Below are 16,555 nucleotides of genomic sequence, written 5' to 3'. Positions count from 1 at the left end.
TTTCTTCTGTTAAAACGTCAGAGCGACATTAAAATCAATCGTTATTTTTAACAGATATAAATTGCATAAAAATATCATTTTTGACATCTACACATTACAATTTAAGCCAAAAACTGTTATTTTTGTAAAAAAGTAAGTCTTGGAATATTTTCAATTTATACATAACAAATTACTCGAAAGTACTACCCCTACGCTAAAAAGGGAGCTGCAAAAAAGCATTGACTGGAACCAAAAGCTAATCTGCATTAAAGGCTTCCGCGGCGTTGGCAAAACTACCTTTTTGCTCGATTATACCAGGCAAAACTACCCGGACGACAAGGGCGTGCTTTACGTAAACCTGAATAATTTTTATTTCACCAAACGAACCATCGTTTCTTTTGCCGACGAGTTTGTAAAAAAAGGCGGAAAGGTTTTGATGCTGGACCAGATTCAGAAATACACTGACTGGTCGGGAGAACTGCGCCGCTGCCACGATGAATTTCCCGGGCTGAAAGTAATATTTACTTCATCGCCCGTATTGAGAATTACGGAAGAAAACCCTGACCTGAAAGGCATTGCAAATGTTTATCACCTCGAAGGGCTCTCTTTTCGTGAATACCTCAACCATGTAACAGGTATCAGTTTCCCGGTTTACACTTTTGAGGAAATACTGAAAAACCATGTTGAAATTGCCAAAGAAATTGTATCGAAAGTCAGGCCCCTGGCCCATTTCAGCGACTACCTGAAAAATGGTTTCTTTCCCTATTTTATCGATAATCCGAATTTTTATACCAACCGCCTTCTTAAACATATTAACCTGGCCCTCGAAATTGATGTGCCATACATCAATCAAATCGAATTAAAATACCTCTCAAAACTCAGAAAACTGTTGCATATCATAGCCACAGAAACTCCTTTTTCGCCAAATGTGAGTAAATTGGCAGCTGCAATTGAAACATCGCGTGCAACGGTAATGAATTACCTACGCTACCTGAAAAATGCCAGGTTAATTCATTTGCTCTATTCCAACAACGATGAAGACGAGATGAAAAAACCGGATAAAATATATATGCATAATACCAATCTGCTGTATGCTATAGCACCTAACAATACTGATAATTTGAACTTACGACATACGTTCTTTTGCAATCAGCTTGCCTACAACTTAACCGTAAAAAGCTCAGAAAAAGCTGACTTCCAGGTGAATGAAAAATATCATTTTAAAGTTGGAGGGCGCAAAACAGAACCGGGGAAAAATTTTTATTCAGCAGCCGACATGATTGAGACAGGCCGGGAAAATAAAATACCACTCTGGCTGTTTGGTTTTTTATACTGAAAATTCAACTAACGAAATATTAATTTTTGCAATAAAAGGAGAAATACCATGACAAAACAAAAAAAATTCATCACATGTGACGGCAACTACGCTGCATCGTATATGAGTTACATGTTCAGCGAGGTAGCATGCATCTACCCTATTACCCCATCGTCCACTATGGCCGAATATGTTGACGAGTGGGCAGCAAACGGTAAAAAGAATATGTTTAACCGTCCTGTTCGCCTGGCAGAATTGCAAAGCGAAGGCGGCGCATCGGGAGCAGTTCACGGAGCTGCCCAGTCGGGTGCACTTACCAGTACATACACAGCTTCGCAGGGATTGCTGCTGATGATCCCCAACATGTACAAAATAGCCGGCGAACTCTTGCCTACCGTTTTCCACGTTAGCGCACGCGCCCTGGCCGGACATGCACTCTCCATTTTTGGCGATCACAGCGATATTTACGCTGCCCGCCAAACCGGATTTGCAATGATTGCTTCCGGGTCGGTACAGGAAGAGATGGACCTGGCAGGGGTTGCCCACCTGGCAACTATCAAATCGAGGGTACCTTTCCTGGCTTTCTTCGACGGGTTCCGCACATCACACGAAATTCAGAAAATTGAAGCCATCGACATGGAAGACATGAAACCGCTGGTGGATCAGGAAGCCCTGAAGGAATTCCGCAACCGCGCCCTGAACCCGGAACATCCGGTAACCCGCGGTACAGCACAAAACCCTGACATCTTCTTCCAGGCCAAAGAATCGGCCAACAAATATTACGATGCGGTACCTGATATTGTAGCGCACTACATGAAAGAAGTCAGCAAAATTACAGGCCGCAAATACGAACCATTCAGCTACTACGGCGACCCGGAAGCCGAAAATATAATTATGGCCATGGGCTCGGTTACCGAAACCATTCGCGAAACCATCGACTACATGAGCGCACAAGGGAAAAAAGTAGGAATGATTGCCGTTCACATGTTCCGTCCGTTTTCAGTGAAATATTTAATGAAAGCGTTACCCGACACAGTTAAGCGCATTGCTGTGCTCGACCGTTCGAAAGAACCCGGATCGGCCGGTGAACCACTTTACCAGGATATAAAAACTACTTTCTACGGAAAAGAAAATGCCCCGCTTGTAGTTGGAGGCCGTTACGGACTGGGCTCTAAAGACACCACTCCATCGCAGATTCTGGCAGTTTACGAAAACCTGGAAATGAAAGAGCCGAAAAATGATTTCACCATCGGCATTGTGGATGATGTAACATTTAAATCGCTGCCGCAAAAAGAAGAAGTGGACATGACACCCAAAGGAACTTACCAGGCTAAATTTTACGGACTGGGGTCCGACGGTACAGTGGGTGCCAACAAAAACTCCATTAAAATTATTGGCGATGCCACTGACAAATCGTGCCAGGGATATTTCCAGTACGACTCGAAAAAATCGGGAGGTTTCACCTGTTCGCACCTACGTTTTGGCGATAAAACCATCCGCTCCACTTACCTGGTTACCACACCCGACTTTGTGGCCTGCCATGTTCCTGCATACATCAATATGTACGACATGCTAAAAGGATTAAAAAAAGGTGGCTCGTTCCTGCTGAACTCCATCTGGGATGAAGAGGAAACTAAAAAACGCCTGCCCGACCACATGAAGAAGTACATGGCCGAAAACGATATCAAACTCTACATTATCAACGGCACCAAACTGGGTGAAGAGATTGGCTTGGGAACCCGTACCAACACGATTATGCAGTCGGCTTTCTTCAAAATTACCGAAGTAATTCCATACGAAATGGCTGTTGACGAAATGAAAAAAGCCATTGTAAAATCGTACGGCAGAAAAGGTGAACAAGTTGTAAATATGAACTTTGCCGCCGTTGAGGCCGGTGGTAAAAACGTGCACAAGGTCGAAATTCCGAAAGAGTGGAAAAACATTGAACTAAAAGACACCAATGGCACTTCTTCCCGCCCGGAATACATTGTAAAAGTGGTGGATACCATCAATCAGCAGAAGGGCGACGATCTTCCTGTTTCTACATTTAACGGGGCCGAAGACGGCACCTTTGAAGCCGGAACTGCCGCTTACGAAAAACGGGGAACCGCTGTGAACGTTCCCGAATGGCAGGCTGAAAACTGTATTCAGTGTAACCAGTGTGCCTATGTTTGTCCGCACGGCTGTATCCGTCCATTTTTGTTAACCGACGAGGAAGTGGAAGCCGCACCCGAAGGTACCGAAACCAGGGTAGCGACCCCATCGAAACTGTTCAACGGCTTAAATTACCGTATCCAGGTGAGCGCGCTCGATTGTACAGGCTGCGACAACTGTGTTGACGTATGTCCATCGAAAGAGAAATCACTCATTATGAAACCACTGGACACACAACGCGACCAAATTGAGCGCTGGGACTACATGGTGAACGAAGTTTCGTTGAAAGAAAAAGTGGTGGATAAAACCAAATCAGTTAAAAATTCACAGTTTGCACAACCCCTGTTTGAATTCTCGGGTGCCTGCGCAGGTTGTGGAGAAACACCTTACATTAAACTCATTACCCAACTTTTCGGCGAACGCATGATGGTGGCTAACGCTACCGGATGTTCGTCAATTTACGGAGGTTCGGCACCGTCAACTCCTTACTGCAAAAATAAAGACTCGGGCCACGGTCCGGCATGGGCCAACTCGCTGTTCGAAGACAATGCCGAGTATGGTTTTGGTTTTTCTGAAGGAGTTTCTGCACAGCGCAACCGCATTGCCGACATCATGACCAACGCGGTTAACAACGGCGCATCGGACTCCGAAAAAGAAGTATTCAACCTTTGGCTCGAAAATAAAGACAACGCCGACGGTTCGGTAACTGCTTCGGAAAAAGTGCTCGAAGTAATTGAAAAAAGCAAGAGCGATTATGCCAAAGAAATCCTGCAACTGAAACAGTACCTGGTGAAAAAATCTATCTGGGTATTTGGCGGCGATGGCTGGGCATACGATATTGGCTTTGGTGGCCTCGACCACGTAATGGCCAGTGGCGAAGATGTAAATGTGCTGGTAATGGACACCGAAGTATATTCCAACACCGGAGGTCAGTCATCGAAATCGACCCCCGTTGGAGCAGTGGCCAAGTTTGCGGCTTCGGGTAAAAAAATCCGTAAAAAAGACCTGGGCGCCATGCTCATGACTTACGGATATGTTTACATTGCACAGGTTGCCATGGGCGCCAGCCAAACGCAATACCTGAAAGCAGTGAAAGAAGCCGAAGCTTACCCTGGCCCGTCAATCATCATTGCATACGCACCGTGTATTAACCACGGCTTGAGGTCAAGCATGGGGCGTACGCAGGAAGAGGAGAAAAAAGCGGTTAAATCGGGTTACTGGTCACTGTTCCGCTACAACCCGCTGTTGGAAAATGAAGGTAAAAACCCGTTCCAGCTCGATTCGAAAGAACCCGACTGGAGTAAATTCCAAGAGTTCCTCAACGGCGAGGTGCGTTATACTTCACTCAAAAAATCGTTCCCGAAAGAAGCTGATGAACTGTTTGCTTCGGCCGAGGAAAATGCCAAATGGCGCTACAATTCATACAAGCGCTATGCAGCCATGGATTTTTCAAAAGGAGAAGAATAAACGGCTCATAAAAAACCACAGCATAGATTCAAACCGCTTCGCCACCTGGCGAGGCGGTTTTTTTTTATGCCCCGGAACGAGGTTTGTAATCGCCGATTTTAAAGGCACAAATTACAAATTTGCGCCAACGGACTTCGATTAGATGAACTGCTAAATCAGCCCCCAATGAACGTGTCTGTAAAACTTAAATGGAAACCGCTACAAATTTCAGGAAGCTGCCTCAAAAGTTCTTTGTGCTATCATTCTGAGCAAATCGAAAAATCCAGGCAATCAAATACGTTTATTTGTTAATGGCCCCTACTCCTTCTCTTTCGGGGAAGGCCGTGATGGGGCGTCCTCTTTCTTCGCCTCTTCCCAGTATTTGTCCATCTCCGCGAGGCTCATTTCATGCAGGTCTTTTCCTTTCATCAGCGTTTTGCTTTCAAGGTAATTAAATCGTTTCATAAATTTCAGGTTGGTGCGTTCCAGCGCTGCTTCCGGATCTACGCCATACAAACGGGCGGCATTCACCATTGCAAAAAACAGGTCGCCAAATTCGGCTTCAATTTTATCTTTATCCACTTGTTCAATTTCGTGGGCCAGTTCATCCACTTCTTCTTTCACTTTGTCCCAAACCTGCTCTTTGTATTCCCAGTCGAACCCCACACCGCTGGCCTTTTCCTGAATACGGTTGGCTTTTACCAGGGAAGGCATCGCAGCCGGCACTCCTTCCAAAACCCGTTTGTTGCCGCCTTTTTCTTTCAGTTTCAGCGCCTCCCAGTTTTCTTCCACTTTTTTAGGCGAACCGTCCACATCCACATCGCCAAAAACATGCGGATGACGGTAAACCAGCTTTTCGTTGATTCCCTTCAGCACATCACCCATATCGAACGCCTCTTTTTCAGAACCAATTTTTGCATAAAAAACAATGTGCAGCATCAAATCGCCCAATTCTTTTTTTATCTCCTGCAAATCGTTTTTCAGTATCGCATCTGCCAGTTCATAAGTTTCTTCAATCGTGAGTTTTCGCAGCGATTCGAGCGTTTGCTTTTTGTCCCAGGGACATTTCTCGCGCAGTTCGTCCATTATTTCGAGCAGTCTTTCAAATTCTTCTGTCTTCGATTTCATAATTTTTTTCTGATTATTTCCGGTTTGTTCAAAACACTAAAAAAATCTTCAAAAATATTGAACCTTTTATTTTTCGCGTGTATTACCGGATAATTGCTGTATTCAATATGTAAAGATGAAAATTTTTAGCCGTAAATTATATTTTTCAATCACATTAGTTTTAATTTTACTTGTCGCGGGATTTTTGCTGATGGCAGGGCCTGAAAAAGTACAGGGAGAATTCAGTGAAGAAATGTTCAGTTTCAGAAGAATAACGCTGGCACCGGTTATCATTTTATCAGCCTATGGATTATTAATCTTCGTTATTTTTAAAAAGAATTGATTTTTACGCAAAAAGACATACAAAAAGTTACCGATGAAAAACTGATGTTGCGCATCAGGAACGGCGACAAGATGGCTTTTAACGAGCTGTATGCACGTTATCATCAGCGGCTTTTTTACTACTTTTTCAGAATGCTTGGCAGCGACCGCGAACTGGCGAATGATTTGCTGCAGGATATTTTCGTAAAAATTATTCATAAGCCGGAGCTGTTCAACGCCGATTATCGTTTTTCGAGCTGGATTTTTTCGGTGGCAAACAACATGTGCAAAAATGAATACCGGAGAAAGGAAGTCAGAAAAATTATCTCGTCAGATGCTGACATTGCAGAAATTTCGGCCGGGCAGGATTCGGAAAGCGACGAAGATAAAAAGGATTTGATAACCCAAATATTTGCTGAGCTGGAACAACTCGATGAAAACCAGAAATCAATTTTGATTTTGAGGTACAAAGAAAATTTCAGCATCAAAGAAATTTCAGAAATACTGGAACTTCCCAAAGGAACTGTAAAGTCGAGGCTGCATTACGCACGTCTCGAATTATCAAAAAAAATGACGGAAAAAGGAATTGTAATAAATGGAAACCATGAATAAAAACGGATTTACTGACGATGATTTAACCCGGCTTTTTGAAGAAGATTCAAAAAATGTTTCGGCTGATCCGGGAATTGGGAAAAGACTGGAACATTTATTCATGATTAAAAGCGCGTCGTACCGCACGTTTCAAAATTCATTTGCCGGATTTTTTAAATGGATTTTTTCCTGGTCGAATGTTCCGGTAAAAGCCGCATTGGTTTCTATTGTCCTTTTTATTTCGGTAATGAACCACCAAACGGGCAACCACCAGTTTGTGGCACCGGGCTGCGACACGATGATTAAAAGCGATCCATTCAAAATCGATTCGGCAAATATGCTGCCATTCAATGCAGATACCTGTTTATCGGAAAATTCATAAAATCAGCTGAACGACTGAAGGTACATTTCCAGTTTTTGTTTCATATTTCTGCTTTTTACAGCCATTCCGTTTTTGGCGGCAAACACGGCCAAACGGTTCAGGTAATATAGCTGCCGCTGTATTTCTTCCTGTTCGCCAGCCCGACGCGATTCGTCTAGCGTTTGAAAAAAGTCGAGTGTTTGAGTGATATCATTTTCCAGATTCGCAATAAAAACTTCGGCTTCTTCAGTCAGCCCCGCTTCGTATAAAATTTCAACCTGCCGAACGGTAAAAATATCGTAAGGCAACTGAGACAACGGGAAATGCTCCAGTGAAAGTTCCATCAGGTTGGCCGCTTTTTCTTTTTCGCCTTTTTTCAGCAAAGCGAATGCCACTTCGTTAAACACATTCCGCACCTGGAAAACATTAAAATTCAGCCGGGTATTCCAGTCGATATTCACAGCAGGGTTCGAAATATTTCCCCATTGAAATGCTTCCGTCAGTTTTTCGTACAATTTGTCGGCATCAAAATTTCCCAGGGAAAAAATATCGGTTTTTTCAAATTTACCGGGCACAACCTGGTAAACAAAACCGCGGCATTTCAGGTGCTCCTGCAATCCGTATTTCCCGGCCTCCTGGTCCGACACAAAACAAATAGGACGCTGCAACGCATTTGAACTGATAATATCCCACAAAGCCAGTTCGTGTTTGTACAGGTATTTTTTGTTTTTCAGCGAAACGTCAATTTCTCCTTCATTTCCACCATCGTAAACAAGAAAAGAAAAGTTGTCCGATGGAAGAAAATCGACTGTTTCACCTGAATTCAGTGTTACTTTCGACTTTTTGTTATCACTTTTCAGAAACTGCAATCCCTCTTCCCACGATGTGTCACGATGAATGCGGTTCAGCACCGGTATGAAATCAAGTTTCCCAAAATCGTACTTTCTTTGAGGCAGCATCATTTGCAATCCGCTATCGTTGTACTTTGGTTCGCGCAACCCGCCAATAAACCAGTCAGCCGATAAAAACGGCATAATGACAATCCGCACGTCGGTACGTAATTTTTCCACTTCCTGGCAATACAACAAAGGATAGGTATCGTTGTCTCCACTTGTAAAAAGAATGGCATTTTCGGGGCACGAATTCAAAATATTCGCGGCAAAATCGCGGGCAGCATAACGGTTTGCACGGTTGTGATCGTCAAAATTCTGAGTGAGCATTAAAACCGGTGCGGCGCAAAAAAGCAACGAAAAAGTAATTCCGATCCACAAATTTTTCCTCTTGAATTTGTCAAATTTAGAAACGATGGCCGGCAAACTTATGCCAATCCAAAAACAAAAAGCCATAAAAGCCACCACAAAAACGTAATCGCGTTCGCGTGGAGTAATCGGGATTTCGTTAATATAAATTGTCAGTCCCAGCCCGCCCAAAATAAAAAGCGCCATCACAATCCAGAAAGTTTCGCGGTGCGTCTTGTAATGAAAAAACAAACCTACGAGTCCAAAAACCAGGGGAATAATAAAATATTTATTTTGTGCTCTGTTGTTTTTCAGCCAGTCAGGAAATTTTTCCTGAGGGCCAAGCCGCCAGCTGTCGATAAAATTTATCCCCGACAGCCAGTTGCCGTGCATTGCGCTGCCATCGCCCTGAATATCGTTTTGCCGGCCCGCAAAGTTCCACATAAAATACCGCCCAAACATGTATCCCAGTTGGTAGCGGACAAAAAACCGGAGATTATCGGAAAGTGTAGGAACAACCAACGTTTCCCAGCGGCCGGAGTGCGTTCTCACTTTTTTCCCTTTAATATCGATCCAGCTTTTATAGGCCTTCACATGCCGATCTTCGCGGCTGTACATCCGCGGAAAGATTGTTTCTGTGGCTTTATCGAATTTATACGTTGGAGCCAGATTGGTTTTACGGTATTTCCCCTCCTGATAATTTTTTGAAAAACGTTCATTTGCGCTCACGACCGGGGAATTGTAACTTTGGCCGGTCAGTAGTGGCCGCTTTGGATATTGCTCGCGGTTCAGGTAATTTATCAGCGAATAAATATTATCGGGTTGTCCAAAATTGACCGGCGGATTGGCTGACGAGCGAATCACATTCACGGAATACACAGAGAATCCGGCTAAAAAAAGAAGCACCAAAAAAGTAATTACCACCCCTGTTTTTGATGTTTTCTTTTTAAAGTAGAAAATCAAAAAGCTTAGAAAGCCAAAAATTACTGCAATGCCCGCCAACACGCCGGAATGCAATGGCAAACGAAAACGGTTCACAAAAAGATAATCGGAAAACGCCAGAAATTTCAAAGTAAACGGTGTTAAAACATACAAAACAAACAAAAGCAGTGCACTGCCTGCGCTGAAAAACAGTAAGACATTTTTCGTGTTGTAGCCGCATATTTTAAAGCCCCAAATCATTACAACAGAAGGCAAAACCAGCAGGTTGAGCAAATGAACTCCCATTCCAAGCCCGGTAATCAGCGCCAGGAAAAGCAACCACTTCTCATTGCCGGGCCTGCCAAAACCTTGTTCCCATTTTAACGCTGCCCAAAATGAAATTGCGAGCATAAACATGGAAAGTCCGTACACCTCGCTTTCCACAGCCGAAAACCAGAATGAATCAGTCACTGCAAATGTTGCTGAACCGAGCAACGCGCTGCCAATTACCAAAAGCCGGTTGTCGGCAAATTTGCGAATAATCAGCACCAAAATATGAAACAGCAAAAATACGGTGAGTGCGCTAAAAAACGCCGACATTAAATTTATGGCCCACGCTGTTTTTTCGGGATTTCCCATCGACAGAAGCGAAAACAACCGGCCGGCGAGCATGTACAGCGGCGCCCCGGCCGGGTGATTGATTTCGAGTTTCGACGCAGAAAGGATAAACTCGCTGCAATCCCAAAAACTTGTGGTCGGTTGTAATGTAGAAATGTATAATACCTGTGTGGCAACAAACAATAGTATGCCTGTCAGTTTAACATCGTATTTTTTCAGCATAAATTTTTGGTATGATATACACGCCGCGAAGAAAAGGTTCAACCCGAAATGCAATTAATTTTGTAATTTTGAGCTACAGAAATTAAAAAATGAATTGATTGGAAAAACGAATTTACCTCGAAGGGATTGACCCGCTGGAGTTTTTTGGGATCAACAATGCGAAAATGAACCTCATCAAAACATTGTTTCCCAAGCTGAAATTAACTGCCCGTGGTAATGCACTTCATATACAGGGAGAAGAAAAAGAGATTCAAACGTTCGAAAAGAAGTTTGCCTTGCTTCTCGATCACTATTTTCAGTTTAATGTATTAACCGAGGAAATTATCCTGCAGATAATGGCCACCGGTATTTCGTCGATTGAAGAAGAAACCGCCGGTGAAAAAGACATCATCGTTTTCGGTAACAGCGGCAAACCGGTGAGAGCACGCACTCCCAACCAACGAAAGCTCACGGAGGAGAGCCTGAAAAACGACCTGGTTTTTGCGATAGGCCCTGCCGGAACAGGAAAAACTTATACCGCAATTGCGCTGGCAGTTCGGGCATTGAAAAACCGTGAAATCAAAAAAATTATCCTGAGCCGCCCGGCAGTGGAAGCGGGTGAAAACCTGGGATTTTTGCCGGGTGACCTGAAAGAAAAAATCGATCCGTACCTGCAGCCGCTGTACGATGCGTTACAGGATATGATTCCACCACGCAAACTGGAAGATTTCCTGCGCGACGACATTATACAAATTGCCCCGCTGGCATTTATGCGCGGCCGCACGCTGAGCAATGCGTTTGTCATTCTCGACGAGGCGCAGAATACCACAATCAACCAACTGAAAATGTTCCTCACCCGCATGGGACTGAATACCAAGTTCATAATTACCGGAGACATTACCCAAATCGACCTTCCGCGACGAAGTAATTCAGGTTTATTGTTTGCCATGAAAATATTGAAGAACATTGAGTCTATTTCAGTTGTTCAGTTCAACAGAAATGATATTGTACGGCATCGCCTGGTGCGCGATATTGTAGATGCCTACGACAAACACGCTGAAGAAAAAGAACAGGCGCGATGAGAGACCAAAACAAAAAAACAGAATAAAAAATGAGCAAAGCATTAACAAAAACAGATTATCATTTTCCCCACCAGAAAAGTGTGTATCACGGGAAAGTGCGCGACGTGTATAACGTCGATGACGATATCCTGGTGATGGTGGCCACCGACCGCATTTCGGCCTTCGATGTGGTACTACCCAAAGGAATTCCTTTCAAAGGACAAGTACTGAACCAGATTGCCGAAAAATTCCTGGATGCCACGGCTGATATTGTCCCCAACTGGAAAATTGATTCGCCCGACCCCAATGTTACAGTGGGTCACATGTGCCAACCTTACAAGGTGGAAATGGTTATCCGCGGCTACCTTACCGGTCATGCCTGGCGCGAGTACCGCGACGGGAAACGGTCGATTTGCGGAGTGCCCCTGCCCGAAGGAATGGTTGAAAACCAAAAGTTCGACCAGCCGATAATTACCCCCACAACCAAAGCTGACGAAGGTCACGATGAAGACATTTCGCGCGAGGAAATTATTGCCCAGGGACTGGTGGACAAAGCGGAGTATGAAATGCTGGAGGATTACACCCGCAAACTATTTGAACGCGGAACAAAAATGGCAGCCGAAAAAGGATTAATCCTGGTGGATACCAAATACGAATTCGGTAAAAATGACGACAAAATTTACCTCATCGACGAAATCCACACACCCGATTCTTCGCGCTATTTTTATGCTGATGGCTATGTAGAACGCCTGGGCAAAGGCGAACCCCAAAAACAGCTGTCAAAAGAGTTCGTTCGTCAGTGGCTCATCGAGAATGGTTTTCAGGGAAAAGAAGGCCAGCAAATTCCGGAGATGACCGACGAGTTTATCAATTCCGTTTCTGACCGCTACATCGAGCTATATGAAAAAATTACCGGCGACAATTTTATGAAATCAGATACCTCAAAAATAAGTAAACGCATTGAAATTGCGGTTACCGAATTTTTAATGGGACAAGTATAAAATGATAAAAAGTCATGGCACCACTCAAAGTGGTGCTATGACTATTAATTCCAATATGAAACCAACAACTTCGCTACTGACAATCATTTTATTTTTATTTGCCTTCAACCTCAACGCACAGGACGAATTCACTTTTGTTACTGAAGGCCAAAAAGCACCGGATTTTACCCTTACGCTTGAAAACGGCGAATCAAAATCGCTCTCTGACCTGGAAGGGAAAGTGGTCTGGATCAACTTTTTTGCCACCTGGTGCCCTCCGTGCCGGAAAGAACTCCCTCACCTTGAAAATGATGTGTATGAAAAATTCAAAAAACGTGAAGATTTTGAAGTAATGGTAATTGGCCGCGAGCATACATGGGAAGAGGTAAATAAATTTAAAAAAGAACACCATTTCGCGTTGCCTTTCTATCCCGATCCTGAGCGTGAAATTTTTTCGAAATACGCCAAACAAAATATTCCCCGAAATTTCATCATCGATAAAAACGGAACTATTGAGGTAGCCTACATCGGTTTTAACGAGGAAGATTTTGAAAAAATCATCCGAAAAGTTGAAGTACTTTTGGAGAAATAAAATGGTCATTCTTCTCCTAATATATTAGCTGATATCACTTTTCCATAAAAGCCTGGAAATACCCCATTCAATAAAAACACTATTTTGTCCTTATTTTTGAAATGTCTATTTTTGCCCCCATTATTTTCAAAAAAATATGTTTTTACACAACAGAATAAATAAGGAAGAGCTGAAAAAGCGTTTAATGGAGGAACCGTTTAAACGCAAAACCATTTCGTTTTACAAATATCACTATCTGGGAAACCCTCAGGAATTCAGGGACAGCATTTACCGCGACTGGTTTGCACTGAATTGTTTCGGGCGCATTTACGTGGCGCGCGAAGGAATCAATGCCCAGATGAGCGTGCCGGCACATCATTTTGATGACTTCCTGAAAACACTCGGTAAATATGAAATTCTGAAAGGTATTCCTATCAAATATGCCATTGAAGACGACGGAAAGTCATTTTATAAACTCACCATAAAAGTACGCCCTAAACTGGTAGCCGACGGTCTGGATGACGGAAATTACGATGTGACCAACGTGGGCAAACACCTCACTGGCTTGGAGTTTCACAATTTTGTTGGCCAGAAAAACACCGTGGTGGTTGACATGCGCAACTATTACGAAAGCGAAGTGGGCCATTTTGAAGGGGCCATTTGCCCCGAAGCGGATACTTTCCGCGAAGAACTGGAAATTGCGACCGACCTGCTGCAGGACAAAAAAGATAAAAAAATTCTGCTTTACTGCACCGGCGGAATTCGTTGCGAGAAAGCCAGCGCTTACCTGAAAAATCAGGGTTTTAAAGATGTGAACCAGTTGCATGGCGGCGTGCTGGAATATGCCCGGCAAATTAAAACCGCCAATCTCGATTCAAAATTCATTGGGAAAAACTTTGTGTTCGACGAACGGCTTGGCGAAAGCGTAAGCGGACAAATTATTTCGCGGTGCCACCAGTGCGGAAAACCGTGTGATACGCACACCAACTGCGCCAACGAAGGCTGCCATATTCTTTTCATACAGTGCCCGGAGTGCGCCGAAAAACATGAAGGGTGCTGCACACCGGAGTGTCAGGAAGAAAAAAATGGAAAAACTTCCGGGAAAAAACCAAAAGCCAAAAAATTTGGCAACAGCCGGAAATACCGGAAAAGTTTGGCACTGATTCGTTCGGAACAAAATTTGAAAAACACCAAATATCAAATACCAAAACTCAAATAAATTCCAATTTTTTTAATTCAAATATCCAAACAGATTTAGCTGCTCTTATTTGGAAATTACTAATTGGAAATTGGAGCTTATTTGTATTTTGGAAATTGTAATTTGAAATTTTATATGGTCAACTTTTGGCAAAATATACCAGACCCTGCATTTTCGCTGGCGCCCATGGAAGATGTTACCGACACGGTTTTTCGCGAAATCGTACTCGGTATGGCAGCCCCCGAAAAACTGCAGATCGTTTTTACTGAATTCACCTCGGTGGAAGGAATGAACCATCCCAAAGGCCGGGAGCGGGTTTCGGAACGGCTAATTGTAAATGATTCAGAAAATGAGCTGTTAAAAGCAAAAGGCGTAAAACTGGTGGCCCAGATTTGGGGCCGTAATCCGGAAGTTTATCACACCATAGCAAAACATATTTCAGAAAATTATGATTTCGACGGGCTTGACATCAACATGGGGTGCCCGGTAAAAAAAGTGGTAAAAACCGGTGCTTGCAGTGCACTTATTGGCGAACCAGGCCTGGCAAAGGAAATAATTTTGGCTACCAAAGAAGGAACCAATTTACCGGTGAGCGTAAAAACCCGCACAGGCATAAAACAGCACCAAACGGAGGAATGGATTTCACATTTGCAGGAAACCGATCCGGCTGCGATTATTTTACATGGCCGCACTCAACGCATGCAGTCTGAAGGTGAAGCCTGCTGGGACGAAATTGCTAAGGCTGTGAACGTAAAAAACCAGGTAAAACCTCACATTCCGCTTCACGGAAATGGCGACATTTTTTCGTATGCTGACGGACTCAAAAAAGCTGCAGAAACCGGTGCCGATGGAATTATGGTTGGCCGTGGAATTTTTCAGAACCCATGGTTCTTCGATCCAGAAAATACGGAAATCACACAAGAGGAACGCATTCGAAAATTATTGGAGCACACGCGGCTTTTCGAACAAACCTGGGGAGGCATCAAAAATTTCAATATTCTGAAACGGTTTTACAAAATTTACCTTAACAGTTTTCCGGGAGCCGCCAAATTGCGCGCCGATTTGATGGAGGTGAAAAACTACGAAGAGGTTTATCGTTATTTCAACCTGTAATTCAGTTATAGCTCTTTTTTGCTGATTTTGATCAGTTTGTTGTAACGATCGGGAAAAACCGGTGTCTTGTTATAAAAATCAAGACTTAATTCAAAATGAGAAAAATTTTACTACTGTGTGCTGTTGTTTTGCTCTTTTCATGCTCTCAGCAAAAATCCAAAATTTATCAATGGCGTGGTGAAAACCGAACCGGCGTATTTCAAGAAGAAAATCTTTTAAACGAATGGCCTGAAAATGGACCAGCTGAAATATGGTTTGCCGAAGGAATCGGGAACGGTTACGGTTCGCCAACGGTAACTGAAAGTGAATTGTTTATTACCGGTGAAATCGACAGCCTGGCCTGGATGTTTTGCTACGATTTGAATGGCGAATTAAAATGGAAACAAAGCTACGGGAAAGAGTGGGCCAAACATTACCCCGGCTCACGATCGGCTCCCACAGTGGTTGGCAACATGATTTATGTGAATTCGGGTGCGGGAACCATTTCGTGCCTGGATCGCGAAAACGGAACGCTCATCTGGCAAAAAGATTATGTGGAAGATTTCAACGCCATTTTCCCGATGCACGGTTTTTCGGAAGCCCCGGTTGTAAGTGGCAACAAAGTTTTTTGCACGCCTGGCGGAAAAGAACACAACGTGGTTGCTCTCGACCGTTTTTCCGGTGATGTGGTTTGGAGTTGCAAAGGAATGAGCGAGCGAATGGGTTACAACCCCGGAAATATAATCGAACTGCCCAACCGAAAAATTTACGTAACATTTTCGGCTTATCACATGCTAGGAATTGATGCGGAAACCGGAGAACTGCTGTGGACACAATTGCAGGACAACACTCCCGTTGACAAACGTGAACAGGGTGTTGGCGATACACACAGCAACAATGTAATTTTTGAAGATGGATTCATTTATTATGCGGTAGGTGACGGTAACCGCGGCGTAAAACTTCAGCTTTCAGAAGACGGTTCTGAAATTACCGAAATATGGCGAACCACTGATTTGGATACTTACATGGGCGGTTTTGTAAAACTGGGCGATTACATTTACGGTTGCGGCACGCGCAAAAAAGATTTGAAAAGTTTTGATGCAGAAACAGGCCAGCCGGTCGATTCGCTGAAAGCTGGAACGGGGGCAATTGTTGCAGCCGATAATATGCTTTATTATTACAACTGGCGCGGGGAACTCTCGCTGCTAAGCTGTGAAAACGGCAAGCTCCAAAAACAAAGTTCATTCAAAATGACACGGGGTAGCAAAGAGCATTTTTCGCATCCGGTGATTAAAAACGGAGTTTTATATCAGCGCAGAGGAGATGCTTTGATGGCGTTTGACATTCGGGTAAAATAATTTTAAACTTAGCGTCTTTGCGCCTTTGCGTGATTTTCTTTAC

13 protein-coding genes are annotated in these 16,555 nt (G+C 43.6%); 11 read left to right on the top strand and 2 right to left on the bottom strand.

Going from position 1 to position 16,555, the window contains the following annotated elements; all coding sequences use genetic code 11:
• The first annotated feature begins 139 nt into the window (after positions 1–139).
• Together BUC07_RS07620 and nifJ are read left to right on the top strand one after the other, a co-directional pair.
• Entirely contained in the window at positions 140–1,315 is a 1,176-nt protein-coding gene (locus tag BUC07_RS07620; protein ID WP_073168046.1) for an ATP-binding protein, read from the top strand.
• Between the two features lie 48 nt (positions 1,316–1,363).
• Positions 1,364–4,915, top strand: a complete 3,552-nt coding sequence (nifJ, locus tag BUC07_RS07615) for a pyruvate:ferredoxin (flavodoxin) oxidoreductase (RefSeq protein WP_073168044.1) — start codon at positions 1,364–1,366, stop codon at positions 4,913–4,915.
• 297 nt (positions 4,916–5,212) lie between these two features.
• Here nifJ and mazG read toward each other — a convergent pair whose 3' ends face one another.
• Positions 5,213–6,022: a nucleoside triphosphate pyrophosphohydrolase gene (gene mazG / locus BUC07_RS07610; RefSeq protein WP_073168042.1), complete on the bottom strand. Its 810-nt coding sequence runs from the start codon at positions 6,020–6,022 to the stop codon at positions 5,213–5,215.
• 115 nt (positions 6,023–6,137) lie between these two features.
• On the opposite strand from mazG, the gene BUC07_RS21610 reads away from it, so the two are divergent.
• From BUC07_RS21610 to BUC07_RS07595, 3 genes are read left to right on the top strand one after another with little or no spacing between them, the layout of a single operon-like run.
• Positions 6,138–6,344 (top strand): DUF3098 domain-containing protein, encoded by a 207-nt coding sequence (locus tag BUC07_RS21610; protein ID WP_073168041.1) that lies wholly within the window; start codon positions 6,138–6,140, stop codon positions 6,342–6,344.
• Positions 6,341–6,934, top strand: coding sequence for an RNA polymerase sigma factor (locus tag BUC07_RS07600; RefSeq protein ID WP_073168039.1), 594 nt, complete (start codon positions 6,341–6,343; stop codon positions 6,932–6,934). Before BUC07_RS21610 ends, BUC07_RS07600 begins: the two co-directional genes overlap by 4 nt.
• The gene (locus BUC07_RS07595; RefSeq protein WP_073168037.1) at positions 6,918–7,295 is read left to right on the top strand and encodes a hypothetical protein; all 378 of its coding nucleotides are present in this window, start codon (positions 6,918–6,920) and stop codon (positions 7,293–7,295) included. Before BUC07_RS07600 ends, BUC07_RS07595 begins: the two co-directional genes overlap by 17 nt.
• A gap of 2 nt (positions 7,296–7,297) precedes the next feature.
• Here BUC07_RS07595 and BUC07_RS07590 read toward each other — a convergent pair whose 3' ends face one another.
• The gene (locus BUC07_RS07590; protein ID WP_073168034.1) at positions 7,298–10,273 is read right to left on the bottom strand and encodes a glycosyltransferase family 117 protein; all 2,976 of its coding nucleotides are present in this window, start codon (positions 10,271–10,273) and stop codon (positions 7,298–7,300) included.
• Between the two features lie 98 nt (positions 10,274–10,371).
• Between BUC07_RS07590 and BUC07_RS07585 the strand changes: the two genes are divergently transcribed.
• The 6 genes from BUC07_RS07585 (at position 10,372) to BUC07_RS07560 (ending at position 16,512) form a co-directional block, all read left to right on the top strand.
• Positions 10,372–11,334, top strand: coding sequence for a PhoH family protein (locus BUC07_RS07585; protein WP_073168032.1), 963 nt, complete (start codon positions 10,372–10,374; stop codon positions 11,332–11,334).
• Between the two features lie 29 nt (positions 11,335–11,363).
• Positions 11,364–12,314, top strand: coding sequence for a phosphoribosylaminoimidazolesuccinocarboxamide synthase (locus tag BUC07_RS07580; protein ID WP_073168029.1), 951 nt, complete (start codon positions 11,364–11,366; stop codon positions 12,312–12,314).
• Position 12,315: 1 nt separating this feature from the next.
• Positions 12,316–12,885 carry a peroxiredoxin family protein gene (locus tag BUC07_RS07575; protein WP_083578152.1) on the top strand — a complete coding sequence of 190 codons (570 nt, stop codon included), beginning with the start codon at positions 12,316–12,318 and terminating at the stop codon, positions 12,883–12,885.
• Between the two features lie 184 nt (positions 12,886–13,069).
• On the top strand, positions 13,070–14,083 hold the full coding sequence (gene trhO / locus BUC07_RS07570; RefSeq protein ID WP_245792662.1) for an oxygen-dependent tRNA uridine(34) hydroxylase TrhO: 1,014 nt from the start codon (positions 13,070–13,072) through the stop codon (positions 14,081–14,083).
• A 114-nt stretch (positions 14,084–14,197) separates the two neighbouring features.
• Complete coding sequence (locus tag BUC07_RS07565; RefSeq protein WP_073168025.1) at positions 14,198–15,175, top strand: tRNA dihydrouridine synthase; 978 nt, start codon at positions 14,198–14,200, stop codon at positions 15,173–15,175.
• Between the two features lie 95 nt (positions 15,176–15,270).
• On the top strand, positions 15,271–16,512 hold the full coding sequence (locus BUC07_RS07560) for a PQQ-binding-like beta-propeller repeat protein (protein ID WP_073168023.1): 1,242 nt from the start codon (positions 15,271–15,273) through the stop codon (positions 16,510–16,512).
• Positions 16,513–16,555: the final 43 nt, after the last annotated feature.

The organism is Tangfeifania diversioriginum (assembly GCF_900141875.1).
Classification (GTDB): domain Bacteria; phylum Bacteroidota; class Bacteroidia; order Bacteroidales; family Prolixibacteraceae; genus Tangfeifania; species Tangfeifania diversioriginum.
The sequence above is the reverse complement of the archived record's forward strand: the minus strand, read 5'-3'. Positions and strand labels throughout refer to the sequence as shown.

Coding starts and splice junctions, on each gene's coding strand:
- BUC07_RS07565 (WP_073168025.1), top strand. CDS start 14,198: ATGGTCAACTTTTGGCAAAATATACCAGACCCTGCATTTTCGCTGGCG.
- mazG (WP_073168042.1), bottom strand. CDS start 6,022: ATGAAATCGAAGACAGAAGAATTTGAAAGACTGCTCGAAATAATGGAC.
- BUC07_RS07580 (WP_073168029.1), top strand. CDS start 11,364: ATGAGCAAAGCATTAACAAAAACAGATTATCATTTTCCCCACCAGAAA.
- BUC07_RS07590 (WP_073168034.1), bottom strand. CDS start 10,273: ATGCTGAAAAAATACGATGTTAAACTGACAGGCATACTATTGTTTGTT.
- BUC07_RS07560 (WP_073168023.1), top strand. CDS start 15,271: ATGAGAAAAATTTTACTACTGTGTGCTGTTGTTTTGCTCTTTTCATGC.
- nifJ (WP_073168044.1), top strand. CDS start 1,364: ATGACAAAACAAAAAAAATTCATCACATGTGACGGCAACTACGCTGCA.
- trhO (WP_245792662.1), top strand. CDS start 13,070: ATGGAGGAACCGTTTAAACGCAAAACCATTTCGTTTTACAAATATCAC.
- BUC07_RS07595 (WP_073168037.1), top strand. CDS start 6,918: ATGGAAACCATGAATAAAAACGGATTTACTGACGATGATTTAACCCGG.
- BUC07_RS21610 (WP_073168041.1), top strand. CDS start 6,138: ATGAAAATTTTTAGCCGTAAATTATATTTTTCAATCACATTAGTTTTA.
- BUC07_RS07575 (WP_083578152.1), top strand. CDS start 12,316: ATGATAAAAAGTCATGGCACCACTCAAAGTGGTGCTATGACTATTAAT.